We start from the raw sequence: 16751 nt of genomic DNA, 5'->3' as shown, positions 1-16751 counted from the left end.
CTGATCAGCTGCAAGCGGCAAGTTTCAAGCTGCAAGTAAAAGCAGTTTGGGCTTGCCGCCCTCCCCGATTTCGAAGCCACCGCTCGCTGCTTTTCCTTGCAGCTAGAAGCTAGTGGCTTGTAGCTCCCGCAGGAGAATTTATGACTCAAGAATACGACTACATCATCATAGGCGCCGGCTCTGCAGGTAACACACTTGCGACCCGTCTGACTGAAGACGAAGGCGTCACCGTTCTGCTGCTCGAAGCCGGGGGGCCGGACTACCGCCTCGACTTCCGCACGCAGATGCCCGCCGCGCTGGCCTTCCCGCTGCAGGGGCGTCGCTACAACTGGGCCTACGAAACCGATCCAGAGCCGCACATGGACGGTCGCCGGATGGAATGCGGTCGCGGCAAGGGCCTTGGCGGCTCTTCGCTGATCAACGGCATGTGCTACATCCGTGGCAACGCCATGGACTACGACGGCTGGGCGAAACTGCCGGGCCTGGAAGACTGGTCGTACCTCGATTGCCTGCCGTATTTCCGCAAAGCCGAAACCCGTGACATCGGCCCGAACGATTACCACGGTGGCGACGGCCCGGTCAGCGTGACCACGCCGAAAGCCGGCAACAACCCGCTGTTCCACGCCATGGTTGAAGCCGGCGTGCAGGCCGGTTACCCGCGCACCGAAGACCTCAACGGTTACCAGCAGGAAGGCTTCGGCCCGATGGACCGCACCGTGACGCCGAACGGCCGCCGTGCTTCCACCGCCCGTGGCTACCTCGACATCGCCAAGAAGCGTTCGACCCTGACCATCGTCACCCACGCGCTGACCGACAAGATTCTGTTCGAAGGCAAGCGCGCGGTCGGCGTGCGTTACCTGATCGGCGACGCTGAAGAACGTGTTGAAGCCAAGGCGCGCAAGGAAGTTCTGCTGTGCTCCGGCGCCATCGCTTCGCCGCAGATTCTGCAGCGCTCCGGTGTCGGCCCGGCGAAACTGCTGGAAAGTCTCGACATCCCGGTGGTCCACGATCTGCCGGGCGTTGGTGAAAACCTGCAGGATCACCTTGAGCTGTACCTGCAATACGCCTGCACCCAACCGGTTTCGCTGTATCCATCGCTGCTCTGGTACAACCAGCCGGCGATCGGTGCCGAGTGGCTGTTCAACGGCACCGGCATCGGCGCCAGCAACCAGTTCGAGGCCGGCGGTTTCATTCGTTCGCGTCCGGAATTCGAATGGCCGAACATCCAGTACCACTTCCTGCCGGTGGCGATTAACTACAACGGCAGCAACGGCGTGAAAGAACATGGTTTCCAGGCGCACATGGGCTCCATGCGCTCGCCGAGCCGTGGCCGCATCCAGGTCAAATCCAAGGATCCGCGCCAGCACCCGAGCATCCTCTTCAACTACATGGCCACCGAGCAGGACTGGCAGGAATTCCGCGACGGCATCCGCCTGACCCGCGAAATCATGCAGCAGCCGGCCCTCGACGCGTTCCGTGGTCGCGAAATCAGCCCGGGCATCGAAGTGCAAACCGATGAACAGCTCGACAAGTTCATCCGCGAGCACGCCGAAACCGCGTTCCACCCGTCCTGCTCGTGCAAGATGGGCACCGACGAGATGGCCGTGGTCGATGGCGAAGGTCGTGTGCACGGCATGCAGAGCCTGCGCGTGGTCGATGCCTCGATCATGCCGATCATCACCACCGGCAACCTCAACGCGCCGACGATCATGATGGCCGAGAAAATCGCCGACAAGATCCGTGGCCGCAAGCCGCTGCCGCGCAGCAACGCTGCTTATTACGTCGCGAACGGCGCGCCGGTCAAAGGCAAGCCGATGCGGGATATCACACCGGTTACGCAGTAAGTCGTAATACCTCCCCTGATCGTTCCCACGCTCTGCGTGGGAACGCATCCCGGGACGCTCCGCGTCCCGAAGCGGACGCAGAGCGTCCATGGCGGCATTCCCACGCAGAGCGTGGGAATGATCTGCTGTCGGGCATAGTAAAACCTCCTACACCCCCTCTTCACTTGATCCTACCCCCACGCAGGCCTACTCTAGACCTCGCGCAACCGTTTCACCCCTCCCCGCTGTCGCCATGCCGCTACTCCATTACAAGGAGGTTCCCGAATGTTCGATTTCCACCCCCAGCTCAAGCAGCGCTTTGCTGCCTTGCGCACGGGCGCTGAATTTTTTTCCCTGCGGTATGTGCGCGAGTCCGGGCAGTTTCTGTCGGTGCGCAAGAACGTCGCCGAACCGCCGAGCCTGAGCCGCGATGAAGGGGCGATGCTCACCGTGCGCGTGAATGGCGTCGAAGCCTACGCGGCGACCAATGACCTCTCGCAACAAGGCCTGCAAGCCGCCCTCGAGCGCGCCGAGCAACAGGCCCGCCGGCTCAAGCCGCACGCCTTGCTCGATCTGCGCGAGCAGAAGCTGTCCAGTGACCGCGCGGATTATTTTTCACCCAACCTCGAACAGCCCTTCCCGTCCCTGAGCGAATGCTTCGATCTGCTCGGTGCGGAATCCGCCTCGGTGCCCAAGGATGAGCGCCTGGTCAATTGGCAGGTGAGCATCGGCATCACTAACGTCGAGCAGATCTACCTGAGCAGCGCCGGCGCTGAATTACGCCAGGCCCAGCGCTTCGTCTATCCGAGCCTCGACGTCACCGCCTACGACGGCAACGACAGCCAGACCCGCAGCCTCGGCCGCGAGAACTTCGGCCAACAGGGTGGCGCCGACGTCATCAGCCGCTGCGGCCTGGTCGGTGCCGGTCCGCAAGTCGCCGAACAGGCCCTGCAACTGCTGCTCTCACCGAACACCCCGCAAGGCCCGCGCGACCTGCTGCTGATGCCTGATCAGATGATGCTGCAGATCCATGAATCCATCGGTCACCCGCTGGAGCTCGACCGCATCCTCGGCGATGAGCGCAATTACGCCGGCACCAGTTTCGTCAAGACCAGCGATTTCGGCAGCCTGCAATACGGCTCCAACCTGCTCAACGTAACCTTCGACCCGGGCATCCCGGAAGAACTCGCCAGCTACGGCCATGACGACGACGGCACTGCGGCGAGCAAACAATTCCTGATCCGCGACGGCCTGTTGCTGCGGCCATTGGGCGGGGCGCTGTCGCAATATCGCGCCGGCCTCGATGGCGTTGCCAACAGCCGCGCCTGCGGTTGGAACCGGCCGCCGATCGACCGCATGGCCAACCTCAACATCGAGCCGGGCGATCAGACGCTGGAGCAGATGATCGGTGGTATCGAGCACGGCATCCTGATGAGCACCAACCGCTCGTGGTCGATCGACGATGCGCGCAACAAATTCCAGTTCGGCTGCGAATGGGGCCAGTTGATCGAGCATGGTGAACTGAAAGGCGTGGTGAAAAATCCCAACTACCGGGCCATTTCCGCGCACTTCTGGAAGAGCCTGCGCGCCGTCGGCGATGCCAACACCGTCAAGGTGCTGGGCACGCCGAACTGCGGCAAGGGCGAACCGAACCAGGTGATTCGCGTCGGCCACGCTTCGCCGGCCTGCGTATTCAGCAACATTGATGTGTTTGGGGGAGACGCCTGATGAGCATTTCGAAGCGTCAGTCCGACGCCTTCAAGGTCATGGTCAACTGGCTGCGCGACAGCGTGCGCGAGCCGGAACAGTTCACGCTCAGCTACGCCGCCGAAGCCTCGGCGTTCGTGCGCTTCAATCACGCCAAGGTGCGCCAGGCCGGGCAAGTGCAACAGGCCAACGTCGGCCTGAAACTGATCGACGACGGGCGCCACGCCGACCTGCAGATCACCTTGTCCGGGGATCAGGAAGCCGATCTGCAACGCCTCGCCGAGGGCCTGCAGCAATTGCGCGAAACCCTGCCGCTGCTGCCGCAGGATCCGTACCTGCTGCTCAATCACAACAGCTGGCAGAGCACGCACGTACAAGCGCATCCGCTGCCGGACACCGAAGATGTCGTCGGGCAAATCTGCGCTGCCGCTGAAGGTCTCGATCTGGTCGGTTTCTATGCTGCCGGCCCGATCAGCCGCGGTTTCGCCAGCTCCGCCGGTGCGTTCGGCTGGCATGAAGCGAACAGTTTCAACTTCGACTTCAGCCTGTTCCATGAAAACGGCGAAGCGGTGAAGGCCAGCTACGCCGGGCATGACTGGAGCGACGAGGGCTTCGCCCGGCGTTTCGCCCAGGCCCGCGAACAGCTGGAGTTTCTCGGCCGACCGTTACGCACTTTGGCACCGGGACAGTACCGCGCCTATCTTGCGCCGGCGGCACTGGAAGAAATCATGGGCATGCTCAGTTGGGGCGGGTTCTCGGCGCAATCGATCGCCAGCAAGAGCAGTCCGTTGCAGAAACTCTACGTCGGCGATCAGGCGTTCAGTCCGCTGGTGTCGCTGGATGAGAAAGTCAGCGAATCCCTGAGCCCTGCGTTTTCCGCCGAGGGATATCCGCGCAGCGATCTGCGTCTGATCATCGAAGGCCGGGCCGGTGATCAACTGGTCGGCTCGCGCAGCGCCGCCGAATATGGTCTGGCGGCGAACGGTGCGGGCGGCGGCGAAATGCCCAGTGCATTGAACATGGCCGCCGGTGATCTGTCGCAGCAAGAGATCCTCAAGCAGTTGGGCACCGGGCTGTACATCAGCAATCTGTGGTACCTGAACTACTCGGATCAACCGGCGGCGCGCATGACCGGCATGACCCGTTTCGCGACCTTCTGGGTCGAGAACGGCGAAATCCAGGCGCCGGTCAGCACCATGCGTTTCGATGACAGCGCCTACAACCTGCTCGGCTCGCAGTTGGAAGCGTTGACTACCGAGCGTGAATTGCTGCTGTCGGCGAGTACCTACAGTCAGCGCAATACCTCGTCATCGCTGTTGCCGGGGGCGCTGGTCAGCCGGTTGACCCTGACCCTCTGACAGCGATCGTTCCCACGCTCCGCGTGGGAATGCAGCCCGGGACGCTCCGCGTCCCAGCCAAAAGCGGACGCAGAGCGTCCGTTGAGGCATTCCCACGCAGAGCGTGGGAACGATCATCAAACAGACCACAAGAGGTTCCATGCCCAACCGCCCGCCTCTCGACGCCATCACCGCCCGCTGGTTGCCGTGGGTCGTCGCCATTGCGTTCTTCATGCAGTCCCTCGACGGGACCATCCTCAACACCGCGCTGCCGGCCATGGCCAGCGATCTGGCCGAAGACCCGTTGCGCATGCAGGGTGTGATCATCGCCTACATGCTCACCGTGGCTCTGCTGATCCCGGCCTCCGGCTGGATCGCCGACCGCTTCGGCACCAAGAAAATCTTCTTCGGCGCGATTCTGCTGTTCAGTTTCGGCTCGTTGCTGTGCGCTTTGTCCAGCAGTCTGAGCATGCTCATCGGTGCACGGGTGATTCAGGGCCTCGGCGGCGCGCTGATGCTGCCGGTCGGGCGACTGGTGGTGCTGCGTGCCTACCCGCGCTCGGAACTGGTGCGGATCATGGGTTTCATCACCATTCCCGGCCTGCTCGGCCCGCTTATCGGCCCGACCATGGGCGGCTGGATGGTGGAATACGTGACGTGGCACTGGATCTTCCTGATCAATCTGCCGGTCGGGGTGATCGGCTGTTATGCGGTGTGGAAGTTCATTCCCGACCTGCGCGGCACGGAGCGCACCCGCTTCGATAGCCTCGGCTTTCTGCTTTTCGGCGCGGCGATGATCCTCATCACCATCGCCATGGAAGGTCTTGGTGAACTGCACCTACCGCACCTGCGGGTGATGTTGCTGCTGTTCGCCGGCATGGCCTGTCTGGCGGCGTACTGGCTGCGCGCCGGGCACATCGAGAATCCGCTGTTTGCGCCTTCGCTGTTCAAGACCCGCACGTTCGCCGTCGGCATTCTCGGCAACCTGTTCGCGCGACTGGGCAGCGGTGCTCTGCCATTTCTGGTTCCGCTGCTGTTGCAAGTGGCGTTGGGCTATTCGCCGTCGCAAGCCGGGATGAGCATGTTGCCGCTGGCCGCTGCGGCGATGGTCGCCAAGTGGGTCGCGCGGCCGCTGATCGAACGCCTCGGCTATCGCATCGTCCTCACCGGCAACACCCTGGCGTTGGGGATCATGCTGGCGAGCATGGGTCTGGTCAGCGAGCAGACGCCGTACTGGCTGCTGCTGTGCCTGCTGGCCGTGCTCGGTGCGATCAACTCGCTGCAATTCACCGCGATGAACACGGTGACGCTGATCGACCTCGACGATGCCAGCGCCAGCAGCGGCAACAGTCTGCTGTCGGTGGTCGCGCAGTTGTCGCTGAGCCTCGGCGTGGCCTGCGCCGGTGCGCTGCTCGGCGGCTTCACTGCGAAGGTCGGCAACGATGGCGTGGAAACCGTGCTCGGCGCATTCCAACTGACCTTCGTCACGGTCGGCGTGATGGCGATGCTGGCGGCGACGATTTTCTCGCAGCTGTCCAAGGAAGACGGCCGCCGCGCCAAGCGCCCGGAAGAGCACATCGAGCACTGATTGTGCTGGAGGACATCTGTGGCTGCTGAAGGACTTCCGTGGCGAGGGGATTTATCCCCGCTGGGTTGCGCAGCAGCCCCAAAACGGTTGGATGCGGTCAGCCGGATGAATTGAGGTGGCAGGTATTGGGGGGTGCTGCGCACCCCATCGGGGATAAATCCCCTCGCCACAGATAAATCCCCTCGCCACAGGTAATCCCTGCCTCGGGTTCAATCGCTGTTCGTCCAGAACTGTCGAGGAAACTGGCACGGGGCTGCTACACTGCGCGACATTTTGTTTTGCAGGCCAGTCCCGTGACCACCATCGCCACCGCTTTTAATACGCTGCCGCTGTCCGCCGCCATGCTGGCTAACCTCGAATCACTCGGTTATGCCCAGATGACGCCGATCCAGGCGCAGAGCTTGCCGGTGATCCTCAAGGGGATGGACCTGATCGCCCAGGCCAAGACCGGCAGCGGCAAGACCGCCGCGTTCGGCATCGGCCTGCTCAACCCGATCAACCCGCGCTACTTCGGTTGCCAGGCGCTGGTGATCTGCCCGACCCGCGAGCTGGCCGACCAGGTGGCCAAGGAAGTCCGCCGTCTGGCCCGCGCCGAAGACAACATCAAGGTCCTGACCCTGTGCGGCGGCGTGTCGTTCGGCCCGCAGATCGCTTCGCTGGAACACGGCGCGCACATCATCGTCGGCACCCCGGGGCGCATTCAGCAGCACTTGCGCAAGGGTTCGCTGGTGCTGGATGGCCTGAACACCCTGATCCTCGATGAAGCCGACCGCATGCTCGACATGGGTTTCTACGACGCCATCGAAGACATCATCATCAAGACCCCGGAGCGCCGGCAGACTCTGCTGTTCTCCGCGACCTACCCGGTGGGCATCAAGCAACTGGCCTCGAAATTCATGCGCGATCCGCAGACCGTCAAGGCTGAAGCCTTCCACGACGACACGCAGATCGAGCAGCGCTTCTACGAGATTTCCCCGGAAGAGCGCATGAGCGCGGTGACCAAAGTCCTGCACCACTTCCGTCCGGCGTCCTGCGTGGCGTTCTGCTTCACCAAGCAGCAGGTTCAGGAAACCGTCGATCACCTGACCGCCAAAGGCATTTCCGCCGTCGGCCTGCACGGCGATCTGGAACAGCGTGACCGCGATCAGGTGCTGGCGATGTTTGCCAACCGCAGCACCTCGGTGCTGGTTGCCACCGACGTCGCGGCCCGTGGTCTGGATATCGATGCGCTGGACATGGTGATCAACGTCGAGCTGGCGCGCGATTCGGAAATCCACATCCACCGCGTCGGCCGCACCGGTCGCGCGGGCGAGAAAGGCATCGCCATCAGCCTGGTCGCGCCGTCCGAAGCTCATCGTGCGCAAGCCATCGAACAACTGCAGAAAGCGCCGCTGAACTGGGATCAGATCGACAACCTCAAGTCCCAGGGCCTGGCACCGCTGCAGCCGCCGATGACCACCCTGTGCATCGGCGCTGGCCGTAAAGACAAAGTGCGCCCGGGCGACATTCTTGGCGCACTGACCGGCGAAGCGGGCATTCCCGGCGCGCAGGTTGGCAAGATTGCGATCTTCGATTTCCAGGCCTACGTCGCCGTTGAACGCACCGTGGCCATGCAGGCCTTGCAGCGCCTGAACGACGGTAAGATCAAGGGCCGCTCGTTGCGCGTGCGTATTCTCTGACCTGATCGTTCCCACGCTCTGCGTGGGAATGCATCCCGTGACGCTCCGCGTCACATAACAACGGACGCAGAGCGTCCATGGCGGCATTCCCACGCAGAGCGTGGGAACGATCATTGTGTGAGGACACCGTTTTGCGCTCTACCGAAGTCGTGATCATTGGCGCTGGCGCGGCCGGCTTGATGTGTGCCCTGACCGCCGCCGGGCGCGGGCGTCAGGTGTTGCTGCTCGACCACGCGAACAAGGCCGGCAAGAAAATCCTCATGTCCGGCGGTGGCCGCTGCAATTTCACCAACATGTACACCGAACCGAGCAATTTCCTTTCGCAGAACCCGCATTTCTGCAAGTCGGCGCTGGCGCGTTACACCCAGTGGGATTTCATCGGTCTGGTCGGCAAACATGGCGTGCCGTACCACGAGAAGAAACTCGGCCAGCTGTTCTGCGATAACAAATCCAGCGACATCCTCGGCATGCTCCTTGATGAATGCGATCAGGCCGGCGTCGAGCTGCACCTGGACACCTCAATCCAGACCATCGAAAAAACCGACAGCGGCTACCTGCTCGACACCACCCTCGGTCAGGTCCAGTGCCAATCGTTGGTGATCGCCACCGGCGGCTTGTCGATTCCGACCCTGGGCGCTACCGGTTTCGGTTACCAGGTCGCCAAACAGTTCGGCCATGAACTGCTGCCGACCCGCGCCGGCCTGGTGCCGTTCACCATTACCGACCAGCTCAAGGAGTTGTGCACAGAGCTGTCCGGGACCTCGGTGGATTGTCTGGTCAGCTGCAACGAGCAGAGCTTTCGCGAGAACATCCTCTTCACCCATCGTGGCCTCAGCGGCCCGGCGATCTTGCAGATCTCTTCGTTCTGGGAACCCGGCGACACGGTGGAAATCAACCTGCTGCCGGATCACGACGCGGCGAGCTGGCTGCAAGAGCAAGTCGCCGAGCGTCCGAACAGCGAGCTGAAGACTTTGCTTGGCGAGATCTTCACCAAGAAGATGGCCAATCTGCTGGCGGACAACTGGTTTGTCTCCAAACCGATGAAGCAGTACACCCACGCTGAACTGGCGGAGATTGCCGAGAAGCTCGGCAGCTGGAAGGTTGTGCCGGCGGGGACCGAAGGCTATCGCACGGCTGAGGTGACCCTGGGCGGCGTCGACACCCGCGAGGTGTCGTCGAAGACCATGGAGTCGCTGAAAAGCCCCGGCCTGTACTTCATTGGGGAAGTGCTCGACGTCACCGGGCACTTGGGCGGCTTCAATTTCCAGTGGGCCTGGGCCTCTGGTTACGCCGCCGCGCAGTACGTTTAACTCAAGGCCAAATACAAAACCCTGTGGGAGCGAGCCTGCTCGCGAATGCGGTGTACCAGTCGACATCAATGTTGAATGACACTCCGCTTTCGCGAGCAGGCTCGCTCCCACAGTGGTTTGTGGTGTAAGTAAAAGGAACACTTTTTGCGGTCAGATGTGCTCGACGCCATTGCGTCGGCGTCATTACTGGCTCAATTTAGCGGCATCGCCTCGGAAGGCCTTCGCACTTCATGTCCTCGACCTCGTTTCGTCAGTCTTTGCGGCGCCTGTGGGCGCTGGATAAATTCAGCTACAGCGTGCGGGTATTCATCGCCCTGACCGGCAGCATGGCGCTGTGCTGGTATCAGGATGAAATGGGCCTGCTGATCCCGTTGTTCCTCGGCATCATCGCCAGCGCCCTGGCCGAAACCGACGACAGTTGGCAGGGTCGCCTGAACGCTCTGGCGGTGACGCTGGTGTGTTTCAGCATCGCCGCGCTGTCGGTGGAATTGCTCTTTCCCTACCCGATCATTTTCGCCGTGGCCCTGGCACTGGCCAGTTTCAGCCTGACCATGCTCGGTGCGCTGGGCGAGCGTTACGGCGCGATCGCCTCGGCGACGCTGATTCTGTCGGTGTACACGATGATCGGCGTCGATCAGCGCGGCGGCGCGGTCACTGACTTCTGGCATGAGCCGATGCTGCTGGTCGCTGGCGCGGCGTGGTACGGCCTGCTCTCGGTGCTGTGGCAGGCACTGTTTTCCAATCAACCGGTGCAGCAAAGTCTGGCGCGCCTGTTCCGCGAGCTGGGCCTGTACCTGAAGCTGAAATCCTCGCTGTTCGAGCCGATCCGGCAGATGGACGTCGAAGCCCGCCGCCTCGAACTGGCGCAGCAGAATGGCCGCGTGGTCGCCGCACTGAACACGGCCAAGGAAATCATCCTGCACCGGGTCGGCAACGGTCGACCCGGCTCGAAAGTCAGCCGTTATCTCAAGCTGTATTTCCTCGCGCAGGACATTCACGAACGCGCCAGCTCTTCGCACTACCCTTACAACGCGCTGGCCGAGGCGTTCTTCCACAGCGACGTGCTGTTCCGCTGCCAGCGCCTGCTGCGCCAGCAAGGCAAGGCCTGCCGGGCCTTGGCCGAATCCATCCAGATGCGCCAGCCGTTCATCTACGACGCCAGTTTCGCCGAAGCCCTGAACGACCTGCATGCCTCCCTCGAACACTTGCGCATCCAGAGCAACCCGGCATGGCGCGGCCTGCTGCGCTCGCTGCGCGCACTGGCGGCCAACCTCGGCACCCTCGACCGCCTGCTCAGCGATGCCAGCAACCCCGATGCCCTGGCGGACGCCACCGACAGCAGCCTGCTCGACCGCTCACCGCGCAATCTCAAGGACGTGTGGATTCGCCTGCGTACACAACTGACACCGACTTCGCTGCTGTTCCGCCATGCCCTGCGCCTGCCGCTGGCACTGAGCATCGGCTACGGCATGGTGCACCTGATCCACCCGTCCCAAGGCTACTGGATCATTCTCACCACGCTGTTCGTCTGCCAGCCGAATTACGGCGCCACCCGACGCAAACTCGGCCAGCGGATCATCGGCACGGCCATTGGCCTGACGGTGGCGTGGGCGCTGTTCGATCTGTTCCCCAACCCGGTGGTGCAATCGTGCTTCGCCATCGCTGCCGGTGTGGTGTTCTTTACCAACCGCACCACCCGCTACACCCTGGCGACGGCGGCGATCACCATCATGGTGCTGTTCTGCTTCAATCAGGTCGGCGATGGCTACGGGCTGTTCCTGCCAAGGCTGTTCGATACCTTGCTCGGCAGTTTGATTGCGGGTCTGGCGGTGTTCCTGTTCCTGCCGGACTGGCAGGGCCGGCGCCTGAACAAAGTGCTGGCCAACACCCTGACCTGCAACAGCATCTACCTGCGCCAGATCATGCAGCAATACGCCGCCGGCAAGAGCGACGACCTCGCTTATCGCCTGGCCCGACGCAACGCCCATAATGCTGACGCGGCGCTGTCGACGACACTGGCGAACATGCTCATGGAGCCGGGACACTTCCGTAAGGAGGCGGATGTCGGCTTCCGCTTCCTGGTGCTGTCGCACACCCTTCTCAGCTATTTGTCGGGGCTCGGCGCGCACCGCGAAACACAGTTGCCTGCGGAGGTACGTGAGCATCTGATCGAAGGCGCCGGGGTGAAACTGGCGACCAGCATCGACGAAATCGCTCAAGGCCTTGCGAGCAAGCAGCCGATTGCAATTCAGAGTGATGAAGAAGAAGCGCTGGCCAATGAGCTGGAACAGATGCCGGATGAAATCGATGAAGGGCAACGGTTGGTGCAAACGCAGTTGGCGCTGATTTGCCGGCAGTTGGGGCCGCTTCGGACATTGGCGGCGCATTTGATCAAAGAGGTCTAGCTACAAGCTGCAAGCTTCAAGCTTCAAGCTTCAAGCTTCAAGTTAGAAGCCGGGTTGCGTTCGGCTTGTAGCTTGTAGCTTGTAGCTCGTAGCTTGCAGCTCCCCCACTACATTCCATGCCGCCGCAATAACTTCTCATAAGTCCCGTCAGCCTTCATCGCTGCAATCGCCCGGTCAAACCCGGCGACGATCTGCTCATGCTGCGGATTCTTCAGGCTGACCAGAATATGCAGGCTGTTCTCACTCAACGGCTTGGATAGGAACTCCACCGAATTGCGCACCTTGGCCGATTCCCGCGCCAGGTAATACTTCGCTACGTACTCATCTTCAAGCGTCAGCTTGACCCGATCCGCCGCGAGCATGCGCACGCCCATGGCGAAGTTGTGCACGGGCACTTTCTGCATCGCCGTGTCGGCATCGAAAGGGGCGGAATAGGCATAGCCGCGCACCACCGCAATCGGATAGGTGTGCAGTTGCTCGAGGCTGTTGTATTCAATAGGTGCGTCTTTACGCTTGAGGAAGCGGATGCGGTTGATCAGGTACTCCCCTGAAAACTGGCCGATCTGCGTGCGTTCGTCGTTGTACCAGGCATTGACCAGCACGTCGTAACGCCCTTCGCCAATCCCCAGCAATGCTCGCGCCCACGGCACTTGTTCGTAACCGCTGGCATAACCGGCGCGAGCCAGTGCGGTGCTGACAATGTCAGTGGCCAGGCCACCATTGACCAGTGCATCGTCGGTAAACGGCGGCCAGTTATCGAACGCCAGCCGCAGCTTCTGCGCCGCAGCATCCTGGCCCAGCACCAGCAGTCCGATCAAAGCAACGGCTTGAAGCAATCGCAGCATGCTTGAACATCCTCAGCGGGCAACCGCCCGACGTGGTTTCACGTCAAAACCCAAGGCCCCTTACCGGCAAAACCCAAGCATTGAACATTAGCTCATGGGAGCCCGTGGACAGTGCTCTTGAGCAGATTACACAAAGTCGCAGCCAGCGCGAGAAAGGAATAGTGGCATTTTGACCTTTATCACAGACTGTTGCGCCATACAGACATACGGCGCTGCTGCGCTTAGTATCGGGCGACATGGTCAAGGAATCGAAAAATGACAATCGAGTGGATCTGCAAACATCATCGTGATCTGGGCAAAGAGCAGTTGTACGCCTTGTTGAAGCTGCGCTCTGATGTATTCGTGGTCGAACAGAAATGTGCCTATCCGGATCTCGACGGCCAGGATCTGGAGGGCGATACCCATCACTTGATGGGCTGGGAGGATGATCAGCTGATGGCTTATTTGCGCCTGCTCGACCCGGAATCCCAAGGCGGCGACGTGGTGATTGGCCGCGTGGTGACCGCGCCCGCTGGCCGTGGCAAAGGGTTGGGCCACGCGATGATGGAACAGGCGCTGAAGCAGGCCGAAAAGCACTGGCCGCAGGTGCCGATCTATCTGTCGGCGCAGGCGCATCTGCAGGGCTATTACGGCAAGTACGGGTTTGTCGCAGTCGGCGAGGAATATCTGGAGGATGACATTCCGCACATCGGCATGCGTCGGTCCTGAAGACCCTTTCGCGAGCAGGCTCGCTCCCACAGGGAATGCATATCCATTGTGGGAGCGAGCCTGCTCGCGAAGGCGTAAGAACCGTCGGCGCAGGAATCAGGGGTATTCCAGCACCGCTTTTATCTGCCGCAAATTGCGCTCGATCCAGCCGCGATCAATCGCTCCCCACTCGCGAATCCGATAGCGCCCGGCATGATTGCGCGCGCCCTCTTCCTGTTCGAACTCACAGATGATGTCCAGATCGGCCAGCGCGGCAATCGTGTCCTGCGCCGTGCGTCGCGGCATGCCGGTGACTTCGGTCAGCGTCGGCACACTCGGCGCCAGGCCGCTATCGATCAGATAAGCCACGTACAAACGGCGATAGAAACTGCTCTTGGTCTTGCTGACGTCCATCCACACCTTCCTGATTGGTCAAGCCTGCATATCCCGCCACGTCAGGTACACGCGCAGATCGAACTCGATCTGGTGATACCCCGGCAGCATGTGCTCGCACAGTTTATAGAACGCCTTGTTGTGATCCGATTCCTTGAAGTGCGCCAGCTCGTGCACTACGATCATCTTCAGAAAATCCGGCGCGGCGTCCTTGAACAGCGCGGCGATGCGGATTTCCTTGTTGGCCTTGAGCTTGCCGCCCTGCACTCGTGACACCGTGGTGTGCAGACCGAGCGCGCGATGGGTCAGGTCGAGGCGGTTGTCGAACAGCACTTTGTCGATGGCCGGCGCATTGCGCATGTACTGCTGCTTGAGATCCAGCGCGTAGCTGTACAAGGCCTTGTCACTCTGCACGTCGTGTCGCCCTGAATAGCGCTGATTCAGGTATTCACCCAGGCGCCCTTCGGCTATCAGTTGGCGCACCTGATCCTGCAATTGTGCGGGGTAGGCCTGGAGGTATTTCAACACAGTCATGGACGAGCGACGCGGTTCGAAAAAGGTCCGCCAGTGTAGCGAATTCAACCGGGCAACGCGCTCCAGTCAAACGGTTCAACGAAGCTGACCGCGTCTTCGGCGATCAACGGCCGCGCGACGAGGAAGCCCTGCACGTATTCGCAACCATGGGTTTGCAGCCACTGATATTGCTCGAGGGTTTCCACTCCTTCGGCAATCACCAGCAGGCCGTATTGCTTGCACAGATCGATGACCATGCGCACCAGCGCCGCATCACGTGGCGAGTCCGGCAGGCGCGCGATCAAGTGGCGGTCGAGTTTCAGCGTATCCAGTTCGAGATCGCGCAGATGCGCCAGCGAGCACGGCCCCGAACCAAAATCATCCAGCGCCACGCGCACCCCGAGATGACGCAGCAGCCGCAGTTGCTTGCGGGTTTCGTCCGGGTTTTGCATCAACGCTTCTTCGGTGACCTCGACTTCCAGTTGCCGCGGTTGCAGCGCATGGCGTTCCATGACTTGACGCAATTCAGTGACCAGATTCGGCAGGCCGAACTGGGTGTTGCTCAGGCTCACGCCGAGCACCAGGTCTTCGGCGAACAAGGTTTCCCAAGCTTTGCGCTGACCGGCGCCACGGTGATAGATCCAGCTGCCGAGGCGACTGATCAAGCGCGCCTCTTCCAGCAACGGCAGAAACAACCCCGGCGGCACATCGCCGACGCTCGGATGCTGCCAGCGCAGCAACGCTTCGAACCCACGGATCTGTCCGCTGCCGATCGCCACCTGCGGCTGATAGACCAGATTGAAATCACGATTCTCGATGGCCTCGCGCACGCTGTCTTCAAGCATCAGACGCGAACGCGCGCGGCCGTTCATTTCATGATCATAGAAACGATATTGCTGGCGCCCGGCACGCTTGGCTTCGTACATGGCAATGTCCGAAGCGCGCAGCAAACCGTCGAGGTTACGGCCACAGTCGGGATAAGTAGCGATGCCGATACTGGCGCCAAGGACGATATCCAGGCCTTCGATCTGCTGACAGACCGATACCCGTTCGATGAGTTTTTCGGCAATCTTCGCCGCTTGCTCGGGAAACTCCAGATCCAGCAGCGCGGTGAATTCATCGCCGCCCATGCGCGCGAGAATATCGAACGGCCGCAGGCACGCCTTCAGTTGCTCGGAAACCCAGCGCAACACGCGGTCGCCGGCGTCATGGCCGAGGGAATCATTGACCCGTTTGAAGCCATCGAGATCGAGGTAGAGCAGCACCCAGCTGCTGTCGCTGCGTTCCCCGCGCAACAACAGGTTTTCCACGGTCTGGTAGAACCCGCGCCGGTTGAGCAGCCCGGTCAGCGGATCGGTTACCGCCTGGAATTCCAGTTGCTGGTGCAAGTGACGCACCACCGACATGTCCAGCACCGTCACCACCATCGCGTGCTGCTCCGAGGGCAGCGGCGCGCAGGACAAGGCCACCGGCACTTGCTGCCCGGGCGCCGTGCGCAGCAACGCATCATGCAGGCGCAGGGTTTCACCGCGCTGGTAACCGGCGTAGAACTCGGAATCGGCCCACAGGGGAATATGTGGCTTCTGCAGGAAATCGAGAAACTCCTTGCCTTCCAGATCCTTCACCGGCGCATTGAGCAGTCGCGAAATCGCCGGGTTGGCAAAGCGGATCACGCCGTCCTCGCTCAACACCAGAATGCCTTCGGCGGCGTTGTCCAGCACCGAGGCATTGAAGGCGCGCGCCACTTCCAGGTCATGACTGAGGCGTTGCAGGGCACGGCGATTGCGCTGGTGCTCGAGCAGCGCCTGGACCTTGGGCTTGAGGATTTGCGGATCGAACGGCTTGAACAGGTAATCCACCGCGCCACTGGCGTAGCCCTTGATCACGGCATCCTGGGATTGCTCGTTGGCGGTGAGGAAAATGATCGGTGTCAGCCGCGTACGCTGGCTGCCGCGCATCAACCGTGCGACCTCGAAACCGTCCATGCCGGGCATCTGCACATCGAGCAGGACCAGGTCGATGTCGTGTTCGAGCAAAAGGTTCAGCGCCTCGAAACCCGAGGCGGCGGTCATCACGTGCCAATCCTGACGCTGCAGCAACGCGCGCATGCTGATCAGATTTTCGGGGTAATCATCGACGATCAAAAGGACCGAGCTGCCTTCACCTGGCTGGGGTTGCGCGCATTCCATGCTGCTTCTCTTATCGGGACCGGTTGCCGGCAAAACCATAGACGTACTGAGCCTTCACTCTAGACGCGGATCAGTGAAAGCAGAAGCTGTCATCCCGCCATCATTTAAACAATGCTCAACCCAGCCGACTAACGGTCACCGCTACAGCCCCCGAAAACCGGGAGGGATGGCATTTCGACAGGACTTTGACGTCAAGTAATCGCCGGGCGGGCATTAACAAAAATTGCCGCTACGCTTATAAAGACGCCCGAAAACGCGCGGGCTAGAGCTTCTGG

Annotated in this window: 12 protein-coding genes; 8 read left to right on the top strand and 4 right to left on the bottom strand. The window is 61.5% G+C overall.

Translation table 11 applies throughout. From position 1 onward, the window contains the following. Positions 1-140: 140 nt before the first annotated feature. From betA to yccS, 7 genes are all read left to right on the top strand, one after another. A complete protein-coding gene (gene betA, locus JWU58_RS02830; protein WP_071173865.1) occupies positions 141-1844 on the top strand; it encodes a choline dehydrogenase in 1704 nt (567 codons plus the stop codon). Positions 1845-2108: 264 nt separating this feature from the next. Further along, positions 2109-3551 (top strand): TldD/PmbA family protein, encoded by a 1443-nt coding sequence (locus JWU58_RS02825; protein WP_206421459.1) that lies wholly within the window; start codon positions 2109-2111, stop codon positions 3549-3551. Next, positions 3551-4888, top strand: a complete 1338-nt coding sequence (locus JWU58_RS02820; RefSeq protein ID WP_024014611.1) for a TldD/PmbA family protein — start codon at positions 3551-3553, stop codon at positions 4886-4888. Before JWU58_RS02825 ends, JWU58_RS02820 begins: the two co-directional genes overlap by 1 nt. A 139-nt stretch (positions 4889-5027) precedes the next feature. Continuing rightward, entirely contained in the window at positions 5028-6455 is a 1428-nt protein-coding gene (gene mdtD / locus JWU58_RS02815) for a multidrug transporter subunit MdtD (RefSeq protein WP_123443790.1), read from the top strand. Positions 6456-6748: 293 nt separating this feature from the next. Then, entirely contained in the window at positions 6749-8134 is a 1386-nt protein-coding gene (gene dbpA, locus JWU58_RS02810; protein ID WP_024014613.1) for an ATP-dependent RNA helicase DbpA, read from the top strand. A gap of 131 nt (positions 8135-8265) precedes the next feature. Continuing rightward, positions 8266-9444 (top strand): BaiN/RdsA family NAD(P)/FAD-dependent oxidoreductase, encoded by a 1179-nt coding sequence (locus JWU58_RS02805; protein WP_206421458.1) that lies wholly within the window; start codon positions 8266-8268, stop codon positions 9442-9444. A gap of 230 nt (positions 9445-9674) precedes the next feature. Further along, positions 9675-11849 carry a YccS family putative transporter gene (yccS, locus tag JWU58_RS02800; RefSeq protein WP_151553060.1) on the top strand — a complete coding sequence of 725 codons (2175 nt, stop codon included), beginning with the start codon at positions 9675-9677 and terminating at the stop codon, positions 11847-11849. A gap of 107 nt (positions 11850-11956) precedes the next feature. On the opposite strand, the gene JWU58_RS02795 is transcribed toward yccS, so the two are convergent. Next, entirely contained in the window at positions 11957-12694 is a 738-nt protein-coding gene (locus JWU58_RS02795) for a substrate-binding periplasmic protein (protein ID WP_122699705.1), read from the bottom strand. 255 nt (positions 12695-12949) lie between these two features. On the opposite strand from JWU58_RS02795, the gene JWU58_RS02790 reads away from it, so the two are divergent. After that, a complete protein-coding gene (locus tag JWU58_RS02790) occupies positions 12950-13402 on the top strand; it encodes a GNAT family N-acetyltransferase (RefSeq protein WP_056786498.1) in 453 nt (150 codons plus the stop codon). Between the two features lie 96 nt (positions 13403-13498). Here the strand turns inward: JWU58_RS02790 and JWU58_RS02785 are convergent, their stop codons facing one another. The 3 genes from JWU58_RS02785 to JWU58_RS02775 are packed head-to-tail and all read right to left on the bottom strand — an operon-like array spanning position 13499 to position 16476. Further along, the gene (locus JWU58_RS02785) at positions 13499-13795 is read right to left on the bottom strand and encodes a winged helix-turn-helix domain-containing protein (protein ID WP_016772794.1); all 297 of its coding nucleotides are present in this window, start codon (positions 13793-13795) and stop codon (positions 13499-13501) included. Positions 13796-13813: 18 nt separating this feature from the next. Continuing rightward, on the bottom strand, positions 13814-14308 hold the full coding sequence (locus JWU58_RS02780) for a YgjP-like metallopeptidase domain-containing protein (RefSeq protein WP_038861199.1): 495 nt from the start codon (positions 14306-14308) through the stop codon (positions 13814-13816). Between the two features lie 44 nt (positions 14309-14352). After that, complete coding sequence (locus JWU58_RS02775) at positions 14353-16476, bottom strand: putative bifunctional diguanylate cyclase/phosphodiesterase (RefSeq protein WP_024014617.1); 2124 nt, start codon at positions 16474-16476, stop codon at positions 14353-14355. Positions 16477-16751: the final 275 nt, after the last annotated feature.

The sequence above is a fragment of the Pseudomonas atacamensis genome, assembly GCF_017167965.1.
Classification (GTDB): domain Bacteria; phylum Pseudomonadota; class Gammaproteobacteria; order Pseudomonadales; family Pseudomonadaceae; genus Aquipseudomonas; species Aquipseudomonas atacamensis.
Note: the sequence above shows the minus strand (reverse complement) of the source record. Positions and strands in the feature narration are given on the sequence as shown.

What these genes read in the sequence shown, in the direction of transcription:
- mdtD (WP_123443790.1), top strand. Translation starts at nt 5,028, where the DNA reads ATGCCCAACCGCCCGCCTCTCGACGCCATCACCGCCCGCTGGTTGCCG.
- JWU58_RS02825 (WP_206421459.1), top strand. Translation starts at nt 2,109, where the DNA reads ATGTTCGATTTCCACCCCCAGCTCAAGCAGCGCTTTGCTGCCTTGCGC.
- JWU58_RS02790 (WP_056786498.1), top strand. Translation starts at nt 12,950, where the DNA reads ATGACAATCGAGTGGATCTGCAAACATCATCGTGATCTGGGCAAAGAG.
- JWU58_RS02795 (WP_122699705.1), bottom strand. Translation starts at nt 12,694, where the DNA reads ATGCTGCGATTGCTTCAAGCCGTTGCTTTGATCGGACTGCTGGTGCTG.
- JWU58_RS02820 (WP_024014611.1), top strand. Translation starts at nt 3,551, where the DNA reads ATGAGCATTTCGAAGCGTCAGTCCGACGCCTTCAAGGTCATGGTCAAC.
- JWU58_RS02785 (WP_016772794.1), bottom strand. Translation starts at nt 13,795, where the DNA reads ATGGACGTCAGCAAGACCAAGAGCAGTTTCTATCGCCGTTTGTACGTG.
- JWU58_RS02780 (WP_038861199.1), bottom strand. Translation starts at nt 14,308, where the DNA reads ATGACTGTGTTGAAATACCTCCAGGCCTACCCCGCACAATTGCAGGAT.
- betA (WP_071173865.1), top strand. Translation starts at nt 141, where the DNA reads ATGACTCAAGAATACGACTACATCATCATAGGCGCCGGCTCTGCAGGT.
- JWU58_RS02775 (WP_024014617.1), bottom strand. Translation starts at nt 16,476, where the DNA reads ATGGAATGCGCGCAACCCCAGCCAGGTGAAGGCAGCTCGGTCCTTTTG.
- yccS (WP_151553060.1), top strand. Translation starts at nt 9,675, where the DNA reads ATGTCCTCGACCTCGTTTCGTCAGTCTTTGCGGCGCCTGTGGGCGCTG.